The sequence below is a fragment of the Novosphingobium sp. AAP1 genome, assembly GCF_001295765.1.
GTDB classification, from domain to species: Bacteria; Pseudomonadota; Alphaproteobacteria; order Sphingomonadales; family Sphingomonadaceae; genus Novosphingobium; species Novosphingobium capsulatum.
In genome coordinates this window covers 823,937-850,469 of sequence record NZ_LJHO01000001.1, presented here as the reverse complement: position 1 = coordinate 850,469, position 26,533 = coordinate 823,937, and the positions used below count along the sequence as shown (strand labels likewise).

The 26,533-nt window shown below is 68.5% G+C and carries 16 protein-coding genes; 9 read left to right on the top strand and 7 right to left on the bottom strand.

Annotation, left to right across the window (positions count from 1 at the left end; translation table 11 throughout):
- Positions 1 to 13: 13 nt before the first annotated feature.
- On the bottom strand, positions 14 to 3,001 hold the full coding sequence (gene galA, locus IP65_RS03740) for a beta-galactosidase GalA (RefSeq protein ID WP_054130797.1): 2,988 nt from the start codon (positions 2,999 to 3,001) through the stop codon (positions 14 to 16).
- A gap of 219 nt (positions 3,002 to 3,220) precedes the next feature.
- On the opposite strand from galA, the gene IP65_RS03735 reads away from it, so the two are divergent.
- The 5 genes from IP65_RS03735 (at position 3,221) to IP65_RS03715 (ending at position 14,395) form a co-directional block, all read left to right on the top strand.
- Entirely contained in the window at positions 3,221 to 5,647 is a 2,427-nt protein-coding gene (locus tag IP65_RS03735; protein WP_231627537.1) for a beta-N-acetylhexosaminidase, read from the top strand.
- Positions 5,644 to 8,253, top strand: a complete 2,610-nt coding sequence (locus IP65_RS03730) for a glycoside hydrolase family 2 protein (protein ID WP_054130795.1) — start codon at positions 5,644 to 5,646, stop codon at positions 8,251 to 8,253. The genes IP65_RS03735 and IP65_RS03730 overlap by 4 nt, the downstream gene beginning before the upstream one ends.
- Positions 8,253 to 10,850: a glycoside hydrolase family 3 C-terminal domain-containing protein gene (locus IP65_RS03725; RefSeq protein WP_054130794.1), complete on the top strand. Its 2,598-nt coding sequence runs from the start codon at positions 8,253 to 8,255 to the stop codon at positions 10,848 to 10,850. The genes IP65_RS03730 and IP65_RS03725 overlap by 1 nt, the downstream gene beginning before the upstream one ends.
- 134 nt (positions 10,851 to 10,984) lie before the next feature.
- The gene (locus IP65_RS03720) at positions 10,985 to 12,403 is read left to right on the top strand and encodes a glycoside hydrolase family 125 protein (protein ID WP_369801223.1); all 1,419 of its coding nucleotides are present in this window, start codon (positions 10,985 to 10,987) and stop codon (positions 12,401 to 12,403) included.
- A gap of 48 nt (positions 12,404 to 12,451) precedes the next feature.
- On the top strand, positions 12,452 to 14,395 hold the full coding sequence (locus IP65_RS03715) for an alpha-L-fucosidase (RefSeq protein ID WP_054130793.1): 1,944 nt from the start codon (positions 12,452 to 12,454) through the stop codon (positions 14,393 to 14,395).
- Here IP65_RS03715 and IP65_RS03710 read toward each other — a convergent pair.
- On the bottom strand, positions 14,373 to 15,914 hold the full coding sequence (locus IP65_RS03710; RefSeq protein WP_054130792.1) for a carboxylesterase/lipase family protein: 1,542 nt from the start codon (positions 15,912 to 15,914) through the stop codon (positions 14,373 to 14,375). The genes IP65_RS03715 and IP65_RS03710 overlap by 23 nt on opposite strands.
- A 148-nt stretch (positions 15,915 to 16,062) precedes the next feature.
- Positions 16,063 to 17,250, bottom strand: a complete 1,188-nt coding sequence (locus IP65_RS03705) for a carbohydrate porin (RefSeq protein WP_082349738.1) — start codon at positions 17,248 to 17,250, stop codon at positions 16,063 to 16,065.
- A 35-nt stretch (positions 17,251 to 17,285) separates the two neighbouring features.
- Here IP65_RS03705 and IP65_RS21650 point away from each other — a divergent pair, with 35 nt between their 5' ends.
- Positions 17,286 to 17,453: a hypothetical protein gene (locus IP65_RS21650; RefSeq protein ID WP_197279203.1), complete on the top strand. Its 168-nt coding sequence runs from the start codon at positions 17,286 to 17,288 to the stop codon at positions 17,451 to 17,453.
- Positions 17,454 to 17,811: 358 nt separating this feature from the next.
- Here the strand turns inward: IP65_RS21650 and acs are convergent, their stop codons facing one another.
- On the bottom strand, positions 17,812 to 19,761 hold the full coding sequence (gene acs, locus IP65_RS03700; RefSeq protein WP_054130790.1) for an acetate--CoA ligase: 1,950 nt from the start codon (positions 19,759 to 19,761) through the stop codon (positions 17,812 to 17,814).
- Positions 19,762 to 20,037: 276 nt separating this feature from the next.
- Between acs and IP65_RS03695 the strand changes: the two genes are divergently transcribed.
- The 3 genes from IP65_RS03695 (at position 20,038) to acpA (ending at position 23,891) form a co-directional block, all read left to right on the top strand.
- A complete protein-coding gene (locus tag IP65_RS03695) occupies positions 20,038 to 20,685 on the top strand; it encodes a DUF3237 family protein (RefSeq protein WP_082349737.1) in 648 nt (215 codons plus the stop codon).
- Positions 20,686 to 20,732: 47 nt separating this feature from the next.
- Positions 20,733 to 22,049, top strand: a complete 1,317-nt coding sequence (locus tag IP65_RS03690) for an amidohydrolase family protein (protein ID WP_054130788.1) — start codon at positions 20,733 to 20,735, stop codon at positions 22,047 to 22,049.
- 198 nt (positions 22,050 to 22,247) lie between these two features.
- Positions 22,248 to 23,891 carry an acid phosphatase gene (gene acpA / locus IP65_RS03685; protein ID WP_054130787.1) on the top strand — a complete coding sequence of 548 codons (1,644 nt, stop codon included), beginning with the start codon at positions 22,248 to 22,250 and terminating at the stop codon, positions 23,889 to 23,891.
- A gap of 24 nt (positions 23,892 to 23,915) precedes the next feature.
- Here acpA and IP65_RS03680 read toward each other — a convergent pair whose 3' ends face one another.
- The 3 genes from IP65_RS03680 to hemC form a co-directional block, all read right to left on the bottom strand.
- Complete coding sequence (locus tag IP65_RS03680) at positions 23,916 to 24,788, bottom strand: hypothetical protein (protein WP_231627536.1); 873 nt, start codon at positions 24,786 to 24,788, stop codon at positions 23,916 to 23,918.
- Positions 24,789 to 24,882: 94 nt separating this feature from the next.
- Positions 24,883 to 25,560: a uroporphyrinogen-III synthase gene (locus IP65_RS03675; protein ID WP_054130786.1), complete on the bottom strand. Its 678-nt coding sequence runs from the start codon at positions 25,558 to 25,560 to the stop codon at positions 24,883 to 24,885.
- Positions 25,560 to 26,513 (bottom strand): hydroxymethylbilane synthase, encoded by a 954-nt coding sequence (hemC, locus tag IP65_RS03670; protein WP_082349736.1) that lies wholly within the window; start codon positions 26,511 to 26,513, stop codon positions 25,560 to 25,562. The genes IP65_RS03675 and hemC overlap by 1 nt, the downstream gene beginning before the upstream one ends.
- Positions 26,514 to 26,533: the final 20 nt, after the last annotated feature.

Sequence of the window (26,533 nt, the reverse complement as noted above, 5' to 3'; positions counted from 1 at the left end):
AGGAATTGAAATTTCAGGGAGTGAGGTCCACCGGCCCGGCAATTCCTGACACGCTCCCGTCCCGCGCGGCCACGATCACCACCAGTTCGCGCGGGCCGGCACCAGCGGGCAGCGCCAGGGTAAGGGGGGCCGGCGCCGGGCTGGTCTTGCGGCCCAGCAGCGCCCCGTCCAGCCATACCTCGGCCGTGCCGGCCAGGCTGGCAAAACGCAGGCTGCCGCTACGCGCCGCCACCGCGCGCCATGGCGTGATCGTGGCGCGATAGAGATGCCATTGTTCGCTGCTGCCGGCCGTCGTGGTTGCCGCCTCGCTGCTGCCCACGCTGTCCCAAGAATTGTTGTCGCCCGCCGCGGGAGCCAGGCGCGGGTCGGGCCGCGCGGGCAGGGCGGGGGAGCGCAGCCAGCGATCCAGGCGTTGCCGTGGCGCTTCGGCCGCCACCGTTGGCGCGGCGCTTCTGTCCTCGCGGCCCACGACCAGTCGCGCCGGGGCCAGGCCGGGCGCGCTGGCTTCCAGTACCAGCGGGGCAAGGCCCGCATCCCCCTGCACGATCGCCTGGGCCAGGCCATTGAACAGGCTGCGCGCGGTGCCTTTCTCGCTTTCGTGGCTGTTGGGATCGCCATTGCCCAGCCCGATGATTGCCCCGCCGCGCACGGACAGATGCACCATGTCCTGCGCCACCGGCACATGGCGGCCACGCGCATCGGTGGCATCAATGGTGATCGCCAGGGCATCATCGCCTTCGCTACCCAGCGCGCGGCGCGCGGGGGTCAGCCGCAGGGCCTTGGCCGGGCCAGCGGTCTCGTGCACCATGCGGGCCACCACCTTGCCGCTGTCGATCGCCAGGGCTTCCAGCCGGCCGGGGGCATAGGGGATGTGCAGCGTGTGCCCCATGATGCGATCGGCCTGGGCAATGCGGGCGACGGTGCGCCCGTTCAGCCGCACTTCCAAGCTCGGCGCATTGGTGATCGCCAGCATCTCTATCGGCTGGCCTTCGCGGCCCGGCCAGGTCCAGTGCGGATCGATCCACACCATCGGCGCGCTATCCAGCCACTGCGCCTGGCGGATGCCGAACGCGGTCTTGGGAAAGCCGCACAGGTCCATGATGCCGAAAAAGCTGCCCACGCTGGGCCAGGCATAGGGCGTGGGCTCGCCATGGTAATCCAGCCCGGTCCAGACAAAGCCGCCGGCCACAAACGGCCGCGCCGCGATTGCCTGCCAGGATTGGCGGTGGGTGGCGCCCCAGCCGGCGGCTTCCTTGTCCAGCGCGGTGATCACGTGGGCCTGCGGATCGCTGGCAAAGGCGCCGCGCGTGCCATAGGCGCTGGTGTCTTCGCTGCTCAGCATCGGCTGGTCGGGATGCAGCGCGTGATAGCGATCGTAATCGCCCTGGTAATAGTTGAAGCCCATGAGATCGACCGCCTGGCCGACGTTTTCGGGATTGAAGAAGCCGCCGCTCATCGCCGCGGTCACCGGGCGGTCCGGGTCGAGCCGGCGCACGGCGGCGCGCAGGCGGCGCACCATTTCCTTGCCGGCGTGGGTGCCCTGCATCGGTTCTTCGTTGAACACCGACCAGGCAAACACGCAAGCATGGTTGCGGTCGCGCTGCACCAGCCATTCCAGCTGCGCCAGGTAATCGGGCGCGGGGTTGAACAAGCGGTTTTCGGCCATGACCAGAAAACCCAGCCGGTCGCACCAGTCCATCACTTCGGGCGCGCAGGCGCCATGCGTCATGCGAATGGCGTTGCAGCCCAGCTGCTTGAGCCGCTGCAACCGCCACAGCACCAAGGCATTGGGCACGGCGACGCCCACCCCGGCATGGTCCTGGTGCAGGCAGACGCCCCTGATCTTGGTGGCGACGCCATTGAGCAGCAGGCCGCGCGCCGGATCGAACACCACCGCACGAAAACCGATCGCCACGCGGCGGCGGTCGATCACCACGCCATCGCGTTCCACTTCCACCACCAGGTCGTGCAGCACCGGATCATCGGGAGACCAGAGCGCCACCGCGCCATCGGGCCGCAGCGTGATCTGCGCCTTGCCCTGGTCCAGCCCGTCCACTTGCGCCTTGGCGCTGTCCTGGCACAGTATTCGCCCTGCGGCATCGCGCACACTGGCGCGCACCACGGCGCTGGCCGGTGCGTCGGCGATATTGCCCAGCGTCACGCTGACCGGCACCGTCCAACGGCCATTGGCCTGGCGCACCGGGTGGCCATGCACGCCCTGTTCGGCAATGTGCAGCGGCGGGCGGGTCACCAGCCAGGCGTGGCGATAGATCCCCGCGCCTTCATACCACCAGCCCTCGCGCACGGTGGCATCGGCGCGCACCGCGATCCAGTTGAGATCGTCGCCATAGCGGGCAAAGGGCGTCAGATCGATCGTCACCCCGGTATAGCCCGACCAAGAGTGTGCCACCTCGCTGCCATTGACCCACACCGTGGCGTGGCTGGCGATGCCATCAAAGCGCAGCTCGATCTTCTGGCCTTCCACTGCCGGATCGAGCCGGATCAGGCGGCGATACCAGCCGATCCCGCGCGGGCGATAGCCTTGCGAGACATTGGCAGCGGGATCGAAGCCCTGCGCGCTGGCCCAATCGTGCGGCAGCGTAACCGCCTGCCAGTCTGACGCATCGAAATCGAGCGCTGCCGGCCCGCCGGCATTGCCCGCCTTGACCGACAGATAAGTGGCATTGTGATCGGCGGGCACGGGAAAAGGAATGTCGCCTTCGTGAAACAGCCATCCCTGGTCGAGCGACTGGCGCCCCGGCTCTGTTGCCGGAAGGCGCGGCGCGGCGCCGGGCAGGGGGGCTGGCATGCGCAAGCCGCCAGGCATCATGTCCGTCGGGGCGATCAGCAGTGCCGCGCCGCGGTTTGCGCTGGGCAGGGCCATCGCGCTGCCGCCCCAGCCCAGCCGCATTGCCATGGCCCAGCCCGCCGCCCCTTTCAGCAGGGCGCGGCGCGAGGCCAGCGTGGCGGCGCGCGGCAAGGCATTGTCGGCTGGCGGCATGGCGGTATCCTGGCTTGCGGCGTAACGTCCGAAAGGATTTACATTGGTAATGTCGTTCGGGCAACGCTTGCGCGCCGGTTGAAGCGTAGGCGTATAAGCTCCGGCTTGGCGCCTGACGATTTTTTGTTGCGGCGGACACAATACCTGTTGTCGCATTGGATATATTTTGGTTACCTCTCTGCCCAAGGGTAGAGACAAGCAGGCGCGAGGGAATCAGGCATGATGGTGGCAGGATCGAACGGGCGGGGATCGCGCGCCCGCGCTGGAATGGCGGCGCTGGCCGTGGGCCTGGCGCTGGCAGTTTCGCCCGTTGCCCTCGCCGCGCCCAGCCATGGTCCGGCAGCCCTGCCGCTGGTGCCTTGGCCCGCCCAGGTGGTGCCGGGCAAGGGCGCGCTCGTACTCGCCAATGGCGCTACGCTGGCCGTGCCGCCGGGTGATGCCGGGGCCAAGGCGGCCGCCACCCTGCTCGCCGCGCGTCTTTCTGCGCAGCATGGCCTTTCGCTGCGTGTGGTCGAAGGCGACAAGGGCACCGTGCGCTTCGTGCGTGGTGCCACGGCCGGTGACGAGGCCTATGCCCTGGCCGTCTCGGCCAGCGGAGCGGTGATTACCGCCTCGGGCGATCGCGGGCTGCTCTATGGCGCGATGAGCCTCGAACAACTCGCCGGCGTGCCGGGCAAGAGCGGCGCTGCGGTGCGCGTGCCGGCTCTGGCCGTGACCGATGCACCGCGCTTTGCCTGGCGCGGGCTGATGATCGACACGGCGCGCCATTTCCAGCCGATCGCATCCATCCGCGCGGTGATCGACGGCATGGTGGCGGTCAAGCTCAACGTGCTGCACCTGCATTTGACCGACGACCAGGGCTGGCGCTTTGAAGTGAAGAAGTATCCGCGCCTGACGCAAGTGGGCGCCTGGCGCACCCAGCCTGATACCGGGCAGGGGCCCGATGCCGACAAGGGTGCGCGCAGTGGCGGGTTCTATACCCAGGCGGAACTGCGCGATCTGGTGGCCTATGCCGCCGCGCGCGGCATCACCGTGGTGCCCGAAATCGACCTGCCCGGGCATGCCCAGGCGCTGGTCGCGGCCTATCCCGAACTCGGCGTTCTGGGTGGCACGCCGCCGGTGTCGGGGGACTGGGGCGTCAATCCCTATCTGTTCAACCCTGGCCCGCAGGGCATGGCTTTCGTCAAGGACGTGCTCGATGAACTGATGGCGGTGTTTCCGTCCACGTTCATCCACCTCGGTGGTGACGAGGCGGTCAAGGACCAGTGGGAGCGCGCGCCGCAGGTGCAGGCGCAGATGCGCGCCCTGGGCATCAAGACCGAGAACGGCCTGCAAAGCTGGATGATCGATCAGCTCGGCAGCTATCTCGCGCAGCATGGCCGCCGCCTGATCGGCTGGGACGAGATCCTCGAAGGAGGCCTGCCGCCTTCGGCCTCGGTGATGAGCTGGCGGGGCGAGGCCGGCGCGGTCGATGCGGCCAATGCCGGGCACGATGTCGTACTCAGCCCGGCGCCCAATCTCTATCTCGACAATCTCCAGTCCGATCGCGGTGACGCGCCTCCGGGCCGCATCGCGATCCAGACGCTGGAGGCGGTCTATCACTATGATCCCATGCCCAAGGGGATCGATGCGCAAAAGGCCGCCCATGTGTTGGGCGCGCAGGCCAATGCCTGGTCGGAATACATCGTCACGCCCTGGCAGATGCAGCACAAGATTTTTCCGCGCATCGGCGCGCTGGCGGAAAGCGTGTGGAGCAATCCGGCTCAGGCCAAGGATTATCCCGGCTTCCTCGCCCGGCTCGATCCGCAGATGCGCCGCTGGCGCGAGGCCGGGCTGGAAGTGGCCGACAGCGCCCTGGCGGTCGATTTCAAGATCGCCGGCACGCGCAGTGCCGCGCTCGATGCCAAGCGCCTGACCGTGGCCCTTGCCACCCAGGCCCCCTATGGCACGATCCGTTACACGCTGGATGGCAAGGCGCCCACGGCACGGGCGCGCGCCTATGCCGCGCCGCTGGCCGTGGCGCCGGGCACGGTGATCATGGCGGCCGATTTTGCCGCCGATGGCGCCGCGCTGTCTGCCCCGCGCCGGTTCGATGTCACGCGCGATACGCTGCTGACCACGGCCAACGGTGCGCTGTCTGCCTGCCCGCGTGGTGCGCTGGGCCTGCGTGTTCCGCTGAATGCCGATGCCACGGCCAATGCGCCGGCGTTCAACGTCAATATCTTCGATGCCTGCGTGGCCGATGACCATGCGCCGCTGGCCCATGCCAAGGCGATCACCGTCAAGGTGGCGCGCCTGCCGCGCAACTATGGCCTGGCGCACGATCAGCACGCGGTGATCGCGCGCTATGCCACCAGTCCGTTTGGCGAACTGGTGGTGTCGGCCGGCTGCCGCGCGGCGGAAAAGGCGGCAAACGATCAGCAGAAGGAACACGATCCCATGCCCGGCGCGCGGGTGCTGGCCACCTGGCCGCTGCCCGATCCGGCCAAGGCGCCGCAGCAGTTTGCGCTCGACGCCGATCTGCCGCAGCTGGGCCTGGCGGATGAAAACGACGTCTGCTTCCAGTTCACCGCTTCGCCGGCCGGGCCGTTCTACACGGTGGAGCAGGTGCAGTGGCATGAAACCCCGCGTGGGGCCGCCAAGTGAGGCGGCTGGTCACGCTGGCTGCCCTGGCGCTGGCCGGGGTGGCGCCAGCCGCGCTGGCCGCGCCGGAAAGCCAGTCGCTCGATACCGGCTGGCAGGCGCGCATCGCTCCTGACGACGGTGCCGCAAAAGCCCATCCCCGCGAGGCGCGCTGGTTTGGCGTGCCCGTGCCCGGCACCGTGCAACAGGCCCTGGTTGAACAGCACCGCGTGCCCGATCCGTTCATCGGCACCAACGAAGGCGCGATCCAGTGGGCGGGCCTGGCCGGTTGGGACATGCGCCGCACGCTGAATGTAACGCCAGCGATGCTGGCGCACGGCCATCTCGATCTGGTGTTCGACGGGATCGACACCTTCGCCACGGTCAGCGTCAACGGGCATGACGTGCTCACGGCCGACAATGCCCATCGCACTTGGCGCGTGCCAGTGCGCGCGCTGCTCCATGCCGGCGCCAATGAAATCCTGGTGCACTTTGCCTCGCCCATTCGCGCATTGCAGCCGATGGTGCTCAAGCAGGCGCATCCGCTGCCGGCCGAGTACGATTCTGCCTTTGGCGACGAGCCCAAGGGCGTGCAGACCTCTGCCTATATCCGCAAGCCCAAGTACCAGTATGGCTGGGACTGGGGCCCGCGCATCGTCAACATCGGGCTGTGGCACGGCGTGCGGCTGGAAGGCTGGGACGGCGCGCGGATCGGCGCGATGGACGTGCAGCAGGATGCCATGGGCAGCGCACAGGCGCGGCTGACCGCGCGCCTGGCGGTAGAGGCCGATGCCACCGCGCCGCTTACCGTCGAGCTGGCGGTGACCGCGCCCGATGGCACGGCGCTGCCGCCGGTCACGCGCAGCGTGTCGGTCGATGCCGGCAGCAACACGATCACCGTTCCACTGACCATCGCCGCGCCGCAGCGCTGGTGGCCCGTTGGCATGGGCGCACAGCCGCTCTACCAGGTATCGGCGCACATCATCGATGGGGCGGGGCAGGGTCAGGCCGCGCAGCGCACGGTGGGCCTGCGCACGGTTGAACTGATCCGTGGCAATGGCGCGTTCGGCTTCAAGATCAACGGCGTGCCGGTCTTTGCCAAGGGCGCCAACCTGATCCCGTTCGACAGCTTCCCCTCGCGCGTGACCGCCGCGACGATGGAACACATGCTGGCCGATGCCAAGGCGGCCAACATGAACATGATCCGGGTGTGGGGCGGCGGCACCTATCTCGACGATGCGTTCTATGCTGCGGCCGATCGCATGGGCCTGATGATCTGGCAGGATTTCATGTTCGGCGGCGCCGTGCCGCCACCCGATCCGGCCTATCGCGCCAGCGTTGCTGCCGAGGCGGACGATCAACTGGCCCGGCTGGGCAGCCATCCTTCGATCGTGGTGTGGACCGGCGGCAATGAAGTGCTGTCGGGCTGGGCCAACTGGTCTGACCGCAAGGAGTTCAAGAAGGCGGTCGGCCCTGATGAGCAGGAGCGCATTGCCACGGCAATGACCGTGCTGTTCGACCGCGTGCTGCGCGATGCGGTGGCCGCGCATAGCCCGCAAACGCCGTATTGGCCGGGTTCGCCATCGACCGATTATGAAGGCCCGGTCGATACCGATGCCGCTGGCGATCGCCATTTCTGGGATGTCTGGTCCGGCTCCAAGCCGGTGGAAAACTATCAGGACAGCTGTCCGCGCTTCATGTCGGAATACGGCTTCCAGGCGATGCCGGTCATGGCCACGATCGCCGGTTTTGCCGGGCCGAACGTGTCAGACCCGCAAAGCGCGGTGATGAAGGCGCACCAGAAGTTCCTCGCGGGCGAAGGCAACAGCCGACTGCAATTCTATCTCGATGCGCGGCTGCGCGCGCCGCAGGGCAGCGGCCCGGCGCGGCTGGCGGATTTCGATTACCTTACCCAGGTCAACCAGATGCAGGCGATCGACATGGCCGCGCGCCACCATCGCGCCTGTGCCCCGGTCACCATGGGGTCACTCTATTGGCAGTTGAACGATGTCTGGCCGGCGATTTCGTGGTCGAGCATCGATTATGCCGGGCGGTGGAAGCTGCTGCACTATGCCGCGCGGCGGTTCTTTGCCCCGCAGACCGTGGTGGCCGAGCACAAGGGCGCGGCGACGCGCGTGGCGCTGGTCTCTGACGCGCAAGGTCCGCCCGCCGCGCACTGGCGCCTGACCGGGCGCGCCATGGACGGCACCACGCTGGGCACCGCGCAAGGCGATGTGCAGCTGGCCGCCAATGGCGTGACCGAGGCGGCAGAGGTGCCCGATGCCACGGTCTTTGGCAGCGCGGCGCCCGGCGCGGCTTATGCCGTGGCCGAACTGCTGGTCGCTGGCCAGCCGGTCGCGCGCCAAATCGTGGAGCGCGCCGTGCCCAAGGCCATGGCCTATCCCGACCCCGGCCTGTCGGTCGTCTGGCATGGGCGCCAGGTGACGGTTACCGCGCGCAACCTGGCGCGGGCTGTCATGCTCGATTTCGGCACGCTGGATGCAGCCGCCGATGACAACGGCTTTGACCTGCTGCCCGGGGAGAGCCGCACTCTTACCATCACCGGCCCTGCGCCGGTGGCCAAACTACGCCGCGCGCTGGTGCTGCGTACCCTGGCCGGGAGCCACTGATGCGTTCGTTGCCCGTTTCCTCTGCCCTGGCGTCGGTCATCGCGCTGGCCCTGGCTGCGCCGGCTGCCCATGCCGATCCGGTGGAGCAGCAAATCGCCGCCGCGCTCAAGGGCGTGAGCCTGGAACGCAAGGCGGCGCAGTTGCAAAGCACGGCGCCGGCCGATCCGGGCCTGGGTCTGCCGCCCTATGACTGGTGGAACGAAGGGCTGCACGGCCTGGCGCGCAATGGCGTGGCCACCGTATTCCCCCAGGCGATCGGCCTGGCCGCAACCTGGGATCCGGCGCTGATGGAGCGGGTCGGCACGGTGGTTTCGACCGAGGCGCGGGCGCGGTTCAACGCCCAGCCCGTCAGCGCCGATCGCCGCATTTACCAGGGCCTCACCATCTGGTCGCCCAACATCAACATCTTCCGCGATCCGCGCTGGGGCCGGGGCCAGGAAACCTATGGCGAAGACCCGCTGCTGACCGGCAGCCTGGCGGTGGGCTTCATCCACGGCTTGCAAGGGCCAGACCTTGCCCATCCGCGCGTGATTGCCACGGCCAAGCACCTGGCAGTCCATTCCGGGCCGGAAGCCGGGCGCGACAGTTTCGATGTCGATCCCAGCCCGCAAGACCTGGAATGGACCTATCTGCCGCAATTCCGCATGGCCGTAACCCAGGGTCATGCGTTGTCGCTGATGTGTGCCTACAATTCCATTGCCGGAATGCCGGCCTGCGCCAACGACGCGCTGCTCAACCAGCGCGTGCGCAAGGACTGGGGCTTTACCGGTTTCGTCGTGTCGGATTGCGATGCCATCGGCAATATCTGGCAGTTCCATCACCATGCCTATGACGCGGCAGAGGCATCGGCCGCGGCGATCCGCGGCGGCAGCGATTTCAACTGCGGCACCGCCTATTCTGCCCTGCCCGACGCAGTGCGGCGCGGCCTGGTGAGCGAGGCGGAGGTCGATCGCGCCCTGGTGCGTTCGCTCAGCGCGCGCGCACGGCTCGGCATTGCTTTCAACCAGCCCGATCCCTGGCGCGCGATCAAGCCCGATCAGGTCGATACGGCCGATCACCGCGCCCTGGCCCTGGAAGCGGCGCGCAAGGCCATGGTCCTGGTGCAGAACAACGACGGCGTCCTGCCGCTGAAACCGGGGGTGAAGCTGGCGGTGATCGGCGCCAATGCCGATGACCTGGGCGTGCTCGAGGCCAATTACCATGGCACCGCCGCCGCACCTGTCACCCCGCTCGAAGGACTGCGCGCGCGCTTTGGCGCCGATCACGTGGTCTATGCGCAAGGCTCGGTCCTGGCCGAAGGTGCGCCGGTGGTCCTGCCCGAAACCGCGCTTGCTGCCGATGGCAAGCCGGGGCTGGCGGCCGAATACCGCGATGCGATGGGCAAGCTGGTGCTGGCCCGCCAGGATCGCCGCATCGATTTCAACCTCACCCGCGCCGCGCCGGCCGGCCTCGATCCGGCGCGGTTCAGCGCGCGCTGGCAAGGCATGCTGGTGCCGCCGGGGCCGGGTGCCTGGCGCCTGGCGATCGATGCGCCGCAATGCTGGAAGGATTGCCACCGCCATGATGACGTGGCGCTGTGGGTGGGCGGCCAGCAGCTGCACGCCGGCCCGCTGGGCAAGGCGCGCGTCGAATTTGCCCTGAGCAGCGATGGCACGCCGCAGCCGATCCGGCTGGAGCTGGAACACTATGGCGACGATGAAGGCCTGCGCCTGATGTGGGTGCCGCCTGCCGACGCGGAAGAGGCCAAGGCCCTGGCCGTGGCCAAGGATGCCGATGTGATCGTGGCGGTGTTGGGCCTGTCCCCCGATCTTGAGGGCGAGGCGCTGCAGGTGCAGGTGCCTGGCTTTGTCGGCGGTGACCGGTCAGAGATCGAACTGCCCGAGCCGCAGGCGAGGTTGCTGGCAAACTTGCGCGCCACGGGCAAGCCAGTGGTCGCCGTGCTGGCCACCGGCAGTGCCATCGCCATGGATGAAACCCTTGCCGATGCCGTGCTGGTGGCGTGGTATCCGGGGCAAGCCGGCGGCACTGCGCTCGCTGACATCCTGTCGGGCGCCAGCAATCCTTCGGGGCGGCTGCCGGTCACGTTCTATCGCCACACCACCGATCTGCCCGCCTTCGTCGACTATGGCATGAAAGAGCGGACCTATCGCTTTTTCACCGGCACGCCGCTGTGGGGCTTTGGCCATGGCCTGTCCTACACCCGCTTTGCCTATGCCAACCCGGCCGTGAAGGCGGCCGATACGAAGAGCCCGGTCACCCTCTCGGTGCGCCTCACCAACCAGGGCAACCGCGCTGGCGAAGACGTGGTGCAGGCCTATGTCGTGCCGCCGATCCCCGCGCACGAGGCGGTGCTGACCGAACCCGTGCTGCAACACCAGCTGGCCGGTTTCGCCCGTGTTAACCTGGCACCGGGCAAGATGCAGACGGTGACGCTGACGCTCGATCCGCGCAGCCTGTCGGTGGTTGATCGCCGGGGCACCCGCCGGGTTCTTCCCGGCGCGTACAAGGCGTGGATCGGCGATGGCCAGCCGGGAGACGGGCCGGGCACCTGGGTGGAATTCACCCTGGCCGGCCAAGCGCAGGAGATGCCGAAGTGACCAAAGCCACCAACCCCCATGCCGCAGCGCTGGATCGCCGCTCGCTGGTCAAGGGTGCGGCGGCGCTGGCCACGGCCGGCTTCGTGGCCAGCCAGCCGGCGCGCGGTGCCGTGGCGGCGCAGGCCATTCCGCCGATCGCCGCGCCGCCCACGCCCGCCGCCCAGGCGCCTGCCGCCCCCGCCCCTGGCACGGCACCGGCCCCGCTGGGCTTTGCGGCCCGCCCGCCCAAAGTGCAGCGCCGCTTCACCAGCCCGGCGGTGGAGGAAGAGATCGCGCGCGTTTCGGCGATGATCGCCGATCCCAAGCTGCGCGCGATGTTTGCGGCCTGCTATCCCAACACGCTCGATACCACGGTGGAACTGGGCCTGGTCGATGGCCGGGTCGATGCCTTTGTCATCACCGGCGATATCCCCTGCATGTGGCTGCGCGACAGCAGCGCGCAGCTGCTGTCCTACATCCACCTCGTGCGCAAGGACGCGCACCTCGCCACGCTGTTTCGCGGCGCCATTGCCCGCCAGGCGCGTTCGGTCCTGCTCGATCCCTATGCCAATGCGTTCATGCGCGATGCCACGGCCAAGACCAACCTGCCCTGGGCCCTGGAAGACCAGACGCAGATGAAAACCGGCGTGGCCGAACGCAAGTGGGAGGTCGATTCGCTGTGCTGGCCGATGCGCCTCGCCTATCGCTATTGGCAGGCGAGCGGCGATACGGCCCCGTTCGACAACATCTGGGTTTCGGCGCAGCAGGCGATCGTGCGCACGTTCCGCGAACAGCAGCGCAAGGATGGGCGCGGGCCCTACAGCTTCCGCCGCACCAGCGATCGGCCCACCGAAACGCTCGGCCTCGATGGCTATGGCGCGCCCACGCGGCCGGTCGGGCTGATCCACAGCGGCTTCCGCCCGTCTGACGATGCCTGCCTCTATCCGTTCCTGATCCCGTCCAACCACTTTGCCGTCACCACCCTGCGCGAAATGGCGCTGGTGGCCGAAGGCGCGGCGGGCAATGCCGCGCTCGCGGCCGATGCGCGCGCGCTGGCCGATGAAGTGGCCGCCGCGCTGGCCAAGTGGGGCACCATGCGCCTGCCCGACGGGCGGCAGGTCTGGGCCTATGAAGTCGATGGCTTTGGCAACGCGGTGTTCATGGACGATGCCAACGTGCCCTCGCTGCTCGGCCTGGCCTATACCGGCTGTGTCACCGCCGATGATCCGCTGTGGCAGGCCACGGCGGCGGCGTGCTGGTCGGATGCCAATCCCTATTTCTTCAAGGGTTCGGCGATCGAGGGGATCGGCGGCCCGCATGTCGGCCTGGGTCAGGTCTGGCCGATGAGCCTGATCGTGCGCGCCATGTCGTCCAGCGATCCGGCGGTGATCGCACCGCTGCTGCGCCAGCTGCGCGATACTGACGCCGGCACCGGCTTCATGCACGAGGCGGTCGATTGCAACAATCCGGCCCAGTTCACCCGCAGCTGGTTTGCCTGGGCCAATGGCCTGTTCGGCGAAATGATCGTGGGCCTGGCCGATCGCCTGCCGGCGGTGCTGGCCAACCCGCTCTGACCTTTCGCGCGGCGCCGCGTGCGCCGCGCCTTTCCCCAAGGATTGCCCATGGACCTGTCCCGCCGTCGCTTCCTGTCGCGCTCTGCTGCCGCGGGCGCGGTTGCCCCCACGCTGGCCGCTGCGCCGACCCTGGCTGCCACCCCGGCGGCCACGGCACCCGCACCCTGGGGCGCCACGCCGTCGCCGCGCCAGTGGAAGTGGCACCAGCGCGGCATGTATGCCTTCGTCCATTTCTCCATGAACACCTTCACCGGCAAGGAATGGGGCTATGGCGATGAAAAGCCGGAATGGTTCAACCCCACCGATTTCAGCGCCGACCAGATCGTGCTGGCCGCCAAGTCTGCCGGGATGACCGGGGTGATCCTTACCGCCAAGCACCATGATGGCTTCTGTCTGTGGCAGACGCAGCTGACCGAGCATTCGATCCGCAACAGCCCCTACAAGGGCGGCAAGGGTGATATCGTTGCCGAAATGGGCGAGGCGGCGCGCCGCCATGGCCTGTCCTATGGCCTCTATCTCTCGCCGTGGGATCGCAACCATCCCGAATATGGCCGGCCCGCCTATGTCGATTACTACCGCGCGCAACTGACCGAGCTGTGCACCCGCTATGGCAAGCTGTTCGAGGTGTGGTTCGACGGTGCCAATGGCGGCGATGGCTATTACGGTGGCGCGCGCGAAACCCGGCACATCGATGCCCCGCGTTATTACAACTGGCCTTCGATCATCGCTCTGGTGCACCAGATGCAGCCCGATGCCTGCACGTTCGATCCGCTCGGCGCCGATATCCGCTGGGTGGGCAATGAAGATGGCGTGGCCGGCGATCCCTGCTGGCCGACCATGCCCAACAAGCCCTATGAACAGGATGTCGGCAATTCCGGCCTGCGCGGCGGCGAAATCTGGTGGCCGGCCGAAACCGACGTGTCGATCCGCCCCGGCTGGTTCTATCACCCAGATGAAGACACCAAGGTGAAAAGCCCCGAACGCCTGGTGCGCCTGTTCGACGAATCGGTGGGGCGCGGCACCAATCTCAACCTCAACCTGCCGCCTGATCAGCGCGGGCGCCTCGCTGATCATGATGTGGCAGTGCTCGCCTCGTTCGGCGATGCCATGCGCGCCACCTTTGCCCGCGATCTGGCCAAGGGCGCGGTGGCCCATGCCAGCGCGGTGCGCGGGCCTCGCTTTGCCCCGGCCGCCGTGCTCGATGGCCGGGCTGAAACCTATTGGTCCACGCCCGATGCCGTGCACACCCCCACGCTTACCCTCGATCTGGCGCCGGGGACGCGGTTCGATGTGGTGCGCGTGGCCGAATACCTGCCGCTCGGCGTGCGCGTCACCCGCTTTGCCATCGAGGCCGAAATCGGCGGGCAGTGGCAGCGCCTGGCGGAAAAGGAATGCATCGGCGCGCAACGCGTGGTGCGCCTGCCCGCGCCGATTGCGCCACGCCGCGTGCGCCTGGTGATCCTTGATGCGCCGGCGTGCCCGGCGATCCGCGAGTTTGCCCTGTTCAAAAGCGTGGCGCCGGTGCCGGTGGCCGCGCCCGCGCCGCGCGGCAGCGACGTGCTCAGCACGCTGGGCTGGCGCGTGGTCGATGCCAGCGCGCCGGGCGCGCAGGCGCTGCTCGATGGCGAGGTCGAAGCGCTGTGGGCTCAGCCGGTGCCCACCGCTGGGCATCCGGCCACGGTCACGCTCGATATCGGCCGCGCCGTGACGCTGGGCGGATTCAGCCTGACCCCGCCGCGCCATCTGGCACCCGATGCGACGCCGCCGCGCGGCTATCGTGTGGAGACCAGCCTGGACGGGCAGGCCTGGCAGGCGCAGGGCGAGGGTGAGTTTTCCAACATCGCTTACGCCCTGGCGACGCAGCGCATCGGCTTTGCCGCCCCGGTCCAGGCGCGCTATCTGCGCCTGGCGTTTGCCCAGCCGGCGCTGCCCGATCGCGCCGTGCTGGCGATTGCCGGGGTGGGCGGGTTCAGCGGCGCCTTGCCCCGCTGACCGGCTCGATCGGCGTCTGTTGCCACAATAGGCGTTCGGCGCCGTCGGGATCGTTCTCGACGGTGCTGACGCGGTCGAACACCATGGTGGCGCGGGTGGTGGCGTCAAAGCGCGGCCAGGCCGGCATGCCTGGTGACCCGGGCGCCCCGCCTTTGACAAAGGCCACCATCGCTTCGTGCCAGGCTTCGGCAATCGGCTGGTCCGCCGCCGAAAGGCCGAACATCTGCGCCATCGATGGCAGTGTCACGTGGTCAAACGTCAGCGGCAGGTCGAGCACGTGGGGGCTGTGCCCCTTGTAGGGGCCGCCCGGCGCCGGCAAGGCCAGGCGATAGCGCCACACCGGCGCGCCGCGTGCGGCATGGGCCTCGGCCAGGCGCAGCGTGGGCATGCCATATTCCTCGGCCGTGAGCAGGCGCCAGTGGCGCTGGGCGTCGGTTAATTCGGGAAAGGCGCGGGCATAGGCGCGGTTGAGCGCGGTCATCCGCGGCATCGGCTCGGTCGATACGCTTTGCGACCAGATCGGCCGGCTGGCCTGCACCTCGTTCAGGAACAGGCGGCTTTCGTTGGCATTCGATCCGGTCAGCAGCGGCACGCGTGGCGCGCGCCCCTCGATCACGCGGGCCAGCGGCGCCTGGGGCAGGAATGCGCCATCGACCGTCGGCCGGAATGGCAGGCCCTGTGGCCAGCCCTTGCGCGCGGCGACTTGCGCTTCGACCAGCGCGGGAAAAGGCGCCACCAGCAACCGCTCCACCCCGCCCAGCCGCGCCACCACGGCATTGGCAAAGATCGCGGCGGTGGCAGGAATATGCACGGTCTGCGCCCCGCCGCTGAACACCATGGCGCGGGCATAGAGCCCGTCGGCCGCCGGCGTGCCGAGCAGTGCGCAGACATTGCGCGCGCCCGATGATTCGCCCGCCAGCGTCACCGCGCGCGGGTTGCCGCCGAACGCGGCGATATTGTCCTGCACCCAGCGCAGGCCCAGCACCAGGTCACGCAGGCCATTGTTGCCGCTGCCGGCATAGGCGCGGCCCAGCAGGTGGCCCAGTTCCATGAAGCCCAGCGCGCCCAGGCGATAGTTCAGCGTCACGCAGACCACGCCATGCGCGGCAAAGCGGTTGCCGGCGATCACCTCCCACCCGCTCCATCCGGTTTCGTTGCTGCCGCCGTGCACGAAGACCATCACTGGATAGCGCCCCGGTGCCGCCGGCGCCCAGATGTTGAGCTGAAGGCAATCTTCCGCCTGGACGGCGGGCAGCGGGTCCATTCCGGCCGGCTGCGGCGCGGCGCGCGCCGGGCGGGTGGCATCCCATTCGCCTTGCCAGGGCCGGGCCGGGCGCGGCGCGGCAAAGCGGGCGGCGGTGCCATAGGGGATCCCGGTGAACACGCGCATGCCATCGGCCATGCGGCCACGCACCACGCCGCTGCGGGTGGTCACGCGCAGGGTGTCGCGGGCGGCATGCGCCACTTGGGGCAGGGCCAGCGTGGCGGCCATGCCGCCCAGCGCCCGGCGCCGCGTCATCAGGGGCATGCGTCGATCAATCCCTTGTTCGTTCAGGCTATCATGCCTCTTACCCGAAAGGATCGGAAACGTTCCACCCCGGCCGGCGCAGGCGCGCCCGCTTTTGCCTGCCCTTGCCCCATGCGCAAGGGGCAGGGCGAGGTTTTGCCTAGCGCGCCCAGGCGAGCTTGAACCGCATGCCCCAGACCAGGGCAGAGCGCAGCGCCGGATTCCAGCCAGGGTGGATCACATATTGCAGTTCCGGTTGCAGGGTCAGCCAGCGCGCCACTGGCCGCGCCGCGGTCAGCTCCAGCGCGGTTTCGTGGGCCCGCGCCACCACGGCATCGGGCAGCAGCGCGGCGCGCGCCCGGCTGCCGAGCCGGGCATGGGCCATGGCCACGCCCAATTGCCAGGCGCCCGCCTCGCGCACCAGGCCGGTGCCAAGATAGCAGCTGATCGGATTGCTGCGCGCATCCGCCAGTCCCAGCCGAACCCAGCCATGCCAGCGCGGTGCCAGCGGCCCTTCGATCAATACATAGCCGCCCTGCGAGTGGGCGCTGTGCCCTGTATCGTCCACGCGCGGCAGCGGCCGGGTATAGCGCCACACGCCCACCTGCACTTCGCCCTGGCCCAGCGGAAACTCCACCTCACCGATCAGCAGCGCGCCGGTCGTGCCGGGCAGGCGCAGGGCGGGTACATGGTCGTTGGCCACGCTGCCAGCCTGCGCGTCGAACGCGCCCAGGCGCAGCGTGGTCTTGCCTGCGGTGCTGGCGGTAACCAGCGCCCCGCTCACTGCCATGGGAAAGATGCCGGGGCCGTTGGGGCCGCTTTGCGCCAGTTCGGCGCCAGTGCCGTGACTGGCGTGGACGAACAGGGCGCCCACGCTCTGCACGTCGAACTCGGTGTTCACGTCGATCAGGCCCACCTTGGTCGCAATCGCCAGCGGCGCGGCATTGTCGCTCGCCTGCCAGCGCACCCAGGCTTCATACAGGTGATGGCGCCCTGGCGCCTGGATGCTGCTGATGCCCTGCGCATCGCCCGCCCACGAATCGGAAAAGACCGGCCCATGCACGGCGATCATGTCGATATGCGCGGTCAGCCGCGACACACCCAGCGCGCCGCCATCCACGTCCACCCAGGCATCGGCGCGCGCCGCCAGCCCGCCGCCGCGCGCCACACCGCCATCGGCAACACCCAGGGCATCGGCCACATAGCTGGCGCCCAGGCCGATCAGCCGCGCCGGTGGCGTATCTGCTGCCCAAGCCGTCTGCGGCAGGGCCAGCATCAGGCCAAGCAGCGCGGTGGCGCGGGACAGCCGGTGGCGCCTGGGCCGCGCCGGGGGAAGGGATCTGCACATGCCGCACAGTCTGCGGCATCGCCGGCCAAGCCTGGATGGATGCCGGGCTGCGCAGAAACGCGCATCGCGGCAATGCGGAAGGCGGCATTAAGCTGCCGTTGACCGGCAAGCCCATGCCGCCACCACAACAGCCGCTGCCGCCCGCTGAAAATTTCAGCAGGCTGAAGTGTTGCAACCCTGCATCAGATCTTGTCAAAGAATAGGTATGCACTTTTGGACTAGCACGTCTGGCTTGAGCCGCTATGATGACAAGGCATAAGACGGGATAAGCCCGGCGCGGCGGTGGGAGAGGACGCCGTAAAAAATCCCTGCGCCGGGTGAACCTGCCATCAAGCCGCGATTGCCATATAGTGGCGCGAAAATCGGGCTTTTTACGCAAAATCTACGGTTTACCGCACGCCCCGCGCTTCATGCTTCGGGGCGTTTGCGCTGTGCGAATCGGCGCCGCGTCGACCGTGCCAATCGCGTCAGGCCATATGCCAGCGCCCCCGTCACTGCCCGGCCCGTTGGGGGCACCGTGCAGTGGCGGGGGCGCGGCAAACGCGGCGCTAACCGGCGGGCTTAGGCCGTGGCCAGCACCGGGCGATTGGCGATGAGGTTGTCCACCACCGAAGGATCGGCCAGCGTGGAGGTATCGCCCAGCGAGCCCAGGTCATTCTCGGCGATCTTGCGCAGGATGCGGCGCATGATCTTGCCCGAACGCGTCTTGGGCAGGCCGGGGGCGAACTGGATCACGTCGGGCGTGGCGATCGGGCCGATCTCGTGCCGCACCCAGGCCACCAGTTCGCGGCGCAGCGCCTCGTCGGGCTCCACTTCGGCATTGCAGGTGACATAGGCATAGATGCCCTGGCCCTTGATGGCGTGCGGCATGCCCACCACGGCGGCTTCGGCCACCTTGGCATGGGCCACCAGCGCGCTTTCGATCTCGGCCGTGCCCATGCGATGGCCCGATACGTTGATCACGTCGTCGATGCGGCCGGTGATCCAGTAATAGCCATCCTCATCGCGGCGGCAGCCGTCGCCGGTGAAGTACCAGCCCTTGAACGTGGTGAAATAGGTCTGGAAAAAGCGCTCGTGATCGCCCCACACCGTGCGCATCTGGCCCGGCCAGCTATCGCCGATCACCAGGCAGCCGTCGGTGGCGCCGTCCAGTACCTGGCCATCGTTGTCGAGCAGGGCGGGCTGCACGCCGAACATCGGCTTGCTGGCAGAGCCCGGCTTCAATGCCGTGGCGCCGGGCAGGGGGGTGATCATCGCGCCGCCGGTCTCGGTCTGCCACCAGGTGTCGACAATCGGGCAGCGGCCTTCACCCACCACCTTGTGATACCATTCCCAGGCTTCGGGGTTGATCGGCTCGCCCACCGAACCCAGCAGGCGCAGCGACTTGCGGCTGGTCTTGTGCACCCAGTCATCGCCCTCGCGCATCAGGGCGCGTAGGGCAGTGGGGGCGCCATAGAAGATTTCCACGCCGAACTTGTCCACCACCTGCCAGAACCGGCTGGGATCGGGAAAGTTGGGCACGCCTTCGAACATCACCGTGGTGGCGCCATTGGCCAGCGGGCCATAGACGACATAGGAATGGCCGGTGACCCAGCCGATATCGGCCGCGCACCAATAGATTTGGCCCGGGCGATAGTCGAACACGTACTGGTGCGTCATCGCGGCCCACACGGCATAGCCGCCGGTGGTGTGCAGCACGCCCTTGGGCTTGCCGGTGGAGCCGGAGGTATAGAGGATGAACAGCGGATCTTCCGCGTTCATTTCCACCGGCGCGCAATCCGCGCTCTGCTCTGCCACGGCCTGTGCCCAGGGCAGATCGCGGCCTTCCTGCATTGGCACATCGGCGCCGGTGCGGGCCAGGACCACTACGGTATCGACCGCAGGGCAATGCGTCAGCGCTTCGTCGACGTTCTTCTTGAGCGGCACGCGCTTGCCGCCGCGCAGGCCTTCATCGGCGGTCAGCACCACGCGGCTGTCGCAATCCTCGATCCGCCCGGCCAGAGCATCGGGCGAAAAGCCGGCAAAGACGATCGAATGGATCGCGCCGATCCGCGCGCAGGCCAGCATCGCCATGGCGGCTTCGGGCACCATCGGCAGGTAGATCGTCACCCGGTCACCGGCCTTGACCCCGCGCGCCTTGAGCAGGTTGGCCAGGCGGCACACATCGGCGTGCAGTTCGCGATAGGTGATCGCGCGCGATGCATCGGTCGGGCTGTCGGGCTCCCACAGGATCGCCACGGTATCGCCGCGCTCTGCCAGGTGGCGATCGAGGCAATTGGCCGAAAGGTTGAGCGTGCCGTCCTCGAACCAGCGAATGCCGAAATCTTCCTCGTGGAAACTCGTGTTCTTCACTTTGGTGAACGGCTTGATCCAGTCGATCCGCTGCGCTTCCTCCGCCCAGAACGCATCGGGTTCCTCTACCGAGCGACGGTGCATTTCCAGATAGCGCGCTTCGTCGATCAGGGCGTTCTGGGCCCAGTCGGCGGGAACGGGATAAATGGCTTCGGCCATATGCGGAACCCTCTCGATGTGTTTGTCGTGCGCTGTGCGGGCGACGTGATGCTTGCCTCACGCTAGCCGCTTGGGCGCCTCTGTGCCAGTTGGATATAAGTCTACCATGCCGCAGGCGCGAGATGGCCGGGCGCGCTTGCACGCACGTGCCGTGTGCCGGGTGTCGCAACATCGAAACAATCCGCCGCGCATCTCCCAAATGGAAGGTGCGCAGGCAGCGTCCATGCGTGCACCACTTAGCCCAAGGCCTGTGGGGATCGCAGGCCAAGGAGGATCATGATGACGCTTTCCCGCCGCAATGCCCTGGGTGCGATCGGTGCCTGCCTGCCGCTGGCGGCTGCGGCCACGCGCGCGCTGGCTGCCCCCGTGGTGCCGCCCGCGCCCTTGCCGGTGCCGGCGGGCGTGGCCGGCCACGAACCATCGGCCCCGCCGCTGCCACCGGGCGGCGTGCCGCCGATCTATGACAAGGTCGGCCTGGAATGGGTGATGGATATCCTGCCGTTCTGTTCGCAGCCCGAATACATGGGCAGCGCCCAGGACCAGGTGGCGTCAGACGGCTATCGCAACGATGTCTGGCCGATCATCGGCGGCGTGTTCCAGGGCCGGGGGATCAAGGGAACGGTGATCCCCGGCGGCGGCGATTTCCCGGTGGTGCGCCCCGATGGCGTGGTGGTGGTCGATGCGCTCTATCGCCTGAAAACCGATGATGGGCAGCAGATCATCATCCACAACAAGGGCCTGGGCTATACCGAGCAGAAGTATCGCCTGCTGCCGACCTTCGAAGTGCCGGGCGCCAAGTATGCCTGGCTGCGCGAATCCGTGTTCGTCGCCACGCTGACCTTTCCCATTCCGCCATCGATCAAGGCGCCCGATTTCGGCCCCAATGCCAATGGCCGTCTGATCCAGGTTTTCCGTAAGACCTAAGGCGAAAGGCACTCCCGCTGCGATGCCAGAGGCGCTAGGCACAGACCATGCTCGTCCGCTCGCTTCTGCTCGCCGCGCTTTGCGCCTCTGCCACTCCCGCGCTGGCGCAAGCGGCACCGGATAGCACCGTCCCAGACAGCACCGTTTATGTGCGCGCCGGGCGCCTGATCGATCCGGAAAGCGGCCAGGTTCTGACCGGCCGCCTGATCCGGGTGGAGCAGGGCCGGGTGGCAGCGATCACTGCCGATGGCCCCGGCGCGGCGGCGATCCCGGCAGGCGCGCGGGTGATCGACTGGAGCGGCTATACCGTGCTGCCCGGCCTGATCGACATGCACGTGCACCTGGCTGACATGGACCAGTCGGAAAACGTCGCCGAACCGCTGCTGCATTCGGCCATGGAAATTGCCTATGTCGGCGCGCGCAATGCCCGCACCACGCTGATGGCCGGCTTCACCACGGTGCACAATTGCGGCAATTTTCGCGCCTATGCCGATGTGGAACTGCGCAATGCGATCAACCGCGGCGATGTGATCGGCCCGCGCATCAGCGCGGTGGGCGCCTATGTGACGATTCCCGGCGGCGGCGGCGAAGTGACCGGCTTTGCCCCCGATGTCGAAGTGCCGGCCGACATGCGCGCCGGCGTGGTGGCCGATGCCGCCGATACCACGCGCAAGGTCAACGCGCTGTTCCAGCATGGCGCGGATTCGATCAAGCTGATCGCGACGGGTGCGGTGCTCGCCCAGGGGACGGAGCCGGGCCAGCAGGAACTGAGCGAGGACGAGATGCGCGCTGCCGTCACCGTGGCCAAGGCACGCGGATCGTGGGTTACCGCCCATGCCCACGGTGCCACCGGCATCAAGGCGGCCATGCGCGCCGGGGTCAAGGCGATCGAGCATGCCAGCCTGATCGATGACGAGGGCATTGCCATGGCCAAGGCCAAGGGCGTGTGGCTCGACATGGATATCTACGATGGCGACTATATCGCCGACTATGGCCGGGCCCACCACTGGCCGGCCGACATGCTGCGCAAGAACGACGATACCACGCAGGCCCAGCGCGATGGCTTTGCCAAGGCGGTCAAGGCCGGGGTCAAGCTGTCGTTCGGCACCGATGCCGGGGTCTATCCCCACGGCCTCAACGCTCGCCAGTTCAAGTACATGGTCCGCTATGGCATGACCCCGATGCAGGCGATCCAGGCCGCCACCACGGTTTCGGCCGATCTGCTCGGCTGGAGCAAGGACGTGGGCGCGCTGTCGCCCGGCCACTATGCCGACATGATCGCGGTCAAGGGTGATCCCCTGGCCGACATTTCGGTGCTGGAGCATGTCGATCACGTGATCAAGGGCGGCGATGTGGTGAAGTGAGCGCGCGGCTTCCACCACCCCCCGACCCGTTCCTCTAAAGAGTAGGGGGGAGGAATTACAATATCTTATACCCCCTCCTCTTCAGAGGAGGGGGTTTGGGGGTGGTGGAAACCTGGCCCCAAGCTATGCTTGGACAGACGCTGCCCAAGTCTCTATTCCAGCGGCCGATTCCTTCCCCCCAATGGAACAAAGCCCAGCATGAGCGACCAATCCGACAAGCCCGCCGGCCCCGCCCTCGATCGCCGCAGCCTTTTGGCCGGGCTTGCCATTACCGGCGCTGCCGCCGGGGTTGATGCCGCGGCTGCCGCCCCGCGCGCCGGGGCCGGAAGCCGCGCCAAGGTTGATGCCGCGCTGCGCGCCAAGATCGATACGGTCGTGGTGATCTATGCCGAAAACCGCAGCTTCAACAATCTCTTCCCCGATTTTCCGGGGCTGCAGCAGCCGCTTTCCGCCGTGCCGGCCGAGCGGGCCCGGCAGCGCGATCGCGATGGCCGCGTGCTCGAAACCCTGCCCAAGGTCTGGGAAGGCATGGTGCCTGACAAGCAGGTGGTGGAGCACGCCGAGTTCCATATCGACGAAGACGCCATCACCGGCCTGCCCAATGCGCCCTTTGCGCTCAAGACGCCCGAAGGCGATCCGCTGCCCCATGGCGTGGTGACGCGTGACCTGATCCACAGCTTCTACAACAACCAGTGGCAGATCAACGGCGGGCGCAACGATGGCTTCGTCGCTTGGGGCGATAGCGGCGCTTTGGTCATGGGCCATTATGGCGATGTGCGGGCCAACCTGCGGCTGTGGCAGGTGGCGCGCGAATTCACCCTATGCGACAATTTCTTCATGGGCGCTTTCGGCGGCTCGTTCCTCAACCACCAATACCTGGTTGCCGCCACGCCGCCCTATTACCCGGACGCTGACAAGAGCCCGGCGAAAGACCGCGTGGTCAAGCTTGATCCGGCCTACAGCGATCCGCCGCGCCCGCTGCTCAAGCCCGGTACGCCAGCCAGCGCGATGGATGGCCCGGTGCGCTTTGTTGCCGATTCGATCACGCCCGATCACCGCGCGGTCAACACCATGCTGCCGCCCTATCTGCCCACCTACCAGGCCGATCCGGCCCGGCCGGGGATGGCCCTGGTCACTTCGCAGACCCTGCCGCCGCAGACCCATGCCCATATCGGCGATCGGCTGACCGAAGCCGGCGTGGAGTGGGCGTGGTACGCCGGTGGCTGGGACGAGGCGATGGCAGGGCGCGCCAATAGCGCGGCGTTTCCCTCCCGCCCCAATTTCCAGCCGCATCACCAGCCGCTCAACTATTTCGCCAACCTGGCGCCGGGCACGGCGGCGCGCGAACGCCATCTGCGCGATGGCGGCATGGGCGAAACCGCGCGCACCAACCTGTTTCTGGCCGATGCCGCGGCGGGCAAGCTGCCGGCCGTCACGTTCTACAAGCCGCAGGGCAACCTCAACATGCACGCCGGCTATTCCGACGTGGATGCCGGCGATCGCCATATCGCCGGGGTTGTCGATGCGCTGCGCCGCTCGCCGCAGTGGGACAAGATGCTGGTTATCATCACCTTCGATGAAAACGGCGGCTGGTGGGACCATGTCGCTCCGCCCAAGGGCGATCGCTGGGGGCCGGGGACGCGTATTCCCGCGCTGATCGTCTCGCCCCACGCGCGGCGCGGCCACGTCGATCACACTGTCTATGATACCGGCTCGATCGCGCGCTTCCTGGTGCGGCGCTTTGGCCTCAAGACCCTGCCGGGCCTGGTCGAGCGGGACAAGGCGATGATCGCCGCAGGCGGACCGCCGCCGGGCGACCTGACCGGCGCGCTGATCGTCTGATCAGCGCTGCCGGCGCCGCGCCGCTCAGGCGGCGGTGTCGGTCTGCGCGGCCTGCGGTGCTGGGCTGGGCGTTGGCGTGGGCTGCGGCGCGGCTTGCGCCGGGGCCTGGCCGGCAGGGGCTGCCACCGGCGGCAAGGGCTGCGGCGCGGGCAGCACCATCGCGGCGGTTTCCAACTGGTCCAGCGCATGCTGCGCAGCCACCCAGTCGCGGGCGTGGGCCAGCCATTCGGTGGCGGCATCCTTGCCCGGCATGCGCTCCACGTCGCTGATCGCAGCGTCGACGCGGCCACCGGCCAGCGCCAGGCGGGCATGATCGGCCCGCGCCTCGGGCGTGGCGTTGGGGCCTTCGTCGTGGCGGATCACGAACAGGCCGGCGATCTGGCCCGAAATCCAGTCCCAGGTATTGCCGCGCGGGGTCTTGCCCATCAGCTGCGGCTCGATCCCCGCCAGCTCTTCCGACAGGTTGCCCAGCGTGACCGGGTGGGCGGCGGCGGCTATCACGCGGTCCACCGCGCCCGGCTGGCTGGCGCCAAAGCGCACGCGCAGCTGATTTTCCAGGATGCCCAGCGGCTGGCCGCGCTCGATGGCGCGGCGCGCGGCAAAGGCCACCAGCAGCGCTTCGGCGCGGCTGGCCTGGCCGGCGGCGGCATTGGCCTGCTGGTTCAGTTCGGCCAGGCGCTGCTCCAGCGCGGAAACCTTGGCCGATGTGCTGGCGAGCACGGCATCGCTCGCCGCGCTGCTGGCAGCGGCCACGACCGCTTCGGAGGCGACGGCGGCGGGTACATCGCCACTGGAACTGGCCATCGGGCCCAGGTCAAGCCGCAGCCAGCCTTCGCGCGCGGCGAGCCAGGCGCCTGCGCCGCCCAGGGCGAGGATCACGATCAGCACCAACCCCACCAGCAACCGTCCCCCGCCACGGCGGCGCGGCGGATTTGTTTGTGCGTATGGCGTATCCTGCATCAATCTTTTTCGCTTGTTCGTGGCCCCGAAGTCACAGGTTCTGGCACATTTGCCGGGCCAGCGCCAGCAATGGTTGATCGCGCCGCATTGCGGAAATTTCAACGGCTTGCCAGCCGGTGCCGGCCATCTGCGCGATTCGCGGGGCGAGGCAGGCCAGGCCCACATGGCCGCGCGCCAGGCCCAGCCGGCCGCACTCCTCGGCAAAATGGCGCGCCGCTTCGCCCGAATGCAGCGCCACCACGCAAGGGCTGCGCAGCATGTCCTGCGCGGCCGGCGCCAGGGGCAACGGCTGCGCGGCATAGAGCGTGAGGGTATCCACCGCCACGCCCTCGGGCAGGGCGAGCGGCACCGGGTCGGCGCCCGACAGCCGCAGATAGCGCCCTGGCGCCAAGCCCCGCGCCACGTCGGCCAAGCCGCCTTCGCCGGTTTGTGCCACGGCAAAGCCGGCGCCTTGCGCTTCGCGCGCGGTTTCCGCGCCAACGGCCAGCACCGGCAGGGCGCGAAGGGCGGCCAGGTCTGGCCCGCCCAGGCGAAAGAGATTGGCGCTGCCCGCCAGGATCGCGGCATAGCCGGCCGGATCGGGCGCTTGCCACGCCACCGCCTGCATCGCAAACAGCGGCGCGCCCAGTGCCGCCAGGCCCAGCGCCTGGGCAGCGGCCACGCTCGCGGCATTGCCGGGCTGCGGCCGCAGGACCAGCAGCGGGCGCATCAGCCGCCGTGGAAAAAGGCGGCGATGCCCTCGGGCGCGCTGGCCAGCAGGCGGCGGGCGAGTTCGAGCGGCGTGGCGGTGTCGCTGGCGGCGAAGCGCGCGCTGTCTTCCACGCGCAGCGCGCCATCGGGGCTGAACAGCGCGGCGCGCAGCACCAGGTCATCGCCCTCGGCCGTGGTCAGTACCGCGATCGGGCTGTGGCACGTGCCGCCAAGGCCGGTCAGCAGCGCGCGTTCGGCGCGGATCGCGGCATGGGTCGGGCCATGGTCGATCGCGGCGAGCAGCGCGCGCACGTCCTCGCGCGCGGCCAGGCATTCGATGCCGATCGCGCCTTGCGCCGGGGCGGGCAACCATTCCTCAGCCGGCAGCACATGGCCCACGCCGGTTTCGCCCAGGCGTTGCAACCCCGCCGCCGCCAGCAGCGTGACATCAGCCTCACCCACCTGCAGCTTGGCGAGGCGCGTGGCGACGTTGCCGCGAAACGACACGATTTCCAGATCAGGCCGGGCGTGCAGCATCTGCGCGGCGCGGCGCGGCGCGCTGGTGCCCACCTTGGCGCCGGGCGGGATGGCGGCGATGCTGGCCGCGCCTACCAAAACATCGCGCACATCGGCGCGTGGCAGCACGGCAGCGATTGTGATCTCGTCAGGGCGGATGGTTTCCACATCCTTCATCGAATGGACCGCGAAATCGATCTCGCCGTGCAGCAGCGCCGCGTCGAGTTCCTTGGTCCACAGCGCCTTGCCGCCGATTTCGGCCAGCGGGCGATCCTGGATGCGATCGCCACTGGCCACCTGCGGGCACAGCTCCACCGCGCTTTCGGGCCAGCCGTGCGCCGCGCACAGCCGCGCGCGGGTTTCCTCGGCCTGGGCCATGGCCAGCGGCGAGCGGCGGGTGCCAAGGCGCAATGGTTTGTCAGGCGCCTGCGACGGGTTGTGAGACGGGTTGATCATGCGTGGCTTGCCGTAAACGG

What these genes read in the sequence shown, in the direction of transcription:
- IP65_RS03735 (WP_231627537.1), top strand. Translation starts at nt 3,221, where the DNA reads ATGATGGTGGCAGGATCGAACGGGCGGGGATCGCGCGCCCGCGCTGGA.
- acs (WP_054130790.1), bottom strand. Translation starts at nt 19,761, where the DNA reads ATGGCCGAAGCCATTTATCCCGTTCCCGCCGACTGGGCCCAGAACGCC.
- IP65_RS03690 (WP_054130788.1), top strand. Translation starts at nt 20,733, where the DNA reads ATGCTCGTCCGCTCGCTTCTGCTCGCCGCGCTTTGCGCCTCTGCCACT.
- IP65_RS21650 (WP_197279203.1), top strand. Translation starts at nt 17,286, where the DNA reads ATGGATGCCGGGCTGCGCAGAAACGCGCATCGCGGCAATGCGGAAGGC.
- acpA (WP_054130787.1), top strand. Translation starts at nt 22,248, where the DNA reads ATGAGCGACCAATCCGACAAGCCCGCCGGCCCCGCCCTCGATCGCCGC.
- IP65_RS03675 (WP_054130786.1), bottom strand. Translation starts at nt 25,560, where the DNA reads ATGCGCCCGCTGCTGGTCCTGCGGCCGCAGCCCGGCAATGCCGCGAGC.
- hemC (WP_082349736.1), bottom strand. Translation starts at nt 26,513, where the DNA reads ATGATCAACCCGTCTCACAACCCGTCGCAGGCGCCTGACAAACCATTG.
- IP65_RS03725 (WP_054130794.1), top strand. Translation starts at nt 8,253, where the DNA reads ATGCGTTCGTTGCCCGTTTCCTCTGCCCTGGCGTCGGTCATCGCGCTG.
- IP65_RS03705 (WP_082349738.1), bottom strand. Translation starts at nt 17,250, where the DNA reads ATGTGCAGATCCCTTCCCCCGGCGCGGCCCAGGCGCCACCGGCTGTCC.
- IP65_RS03715 (WP_054130793.1), top strand. Translation starts at nt 12,452, where the DNA reads ATGGACCTGTCCCGCCGTCGCTTCCTGTCGCGCTCTGCTGCCGCGGGC.
- galA (WP_054130797.1), bottom strand. Translation starts at nt 3,001, where the DNA reads ATGCCGCCAGCCGACAATGCCTTGCCGCGCGCCGCCACGCTGGCCTCG.
- IP65_RS03695 (WP_082349737.1), top strand. Translation starts at nt 20,038, where the DNA reads ATGATGACGCTTTCCCGCCGCAATGCCCTGGGTGCGATCGGTGCCTGC.
- IP65_RS03710 (WP_054130792.1), bottom strand. Translation starts at nt 15,914, where the DNA reads ATGACGCGGCGCCGGGCGCTGGGCGGCATGGCCGCCACGCTGGCCCTG.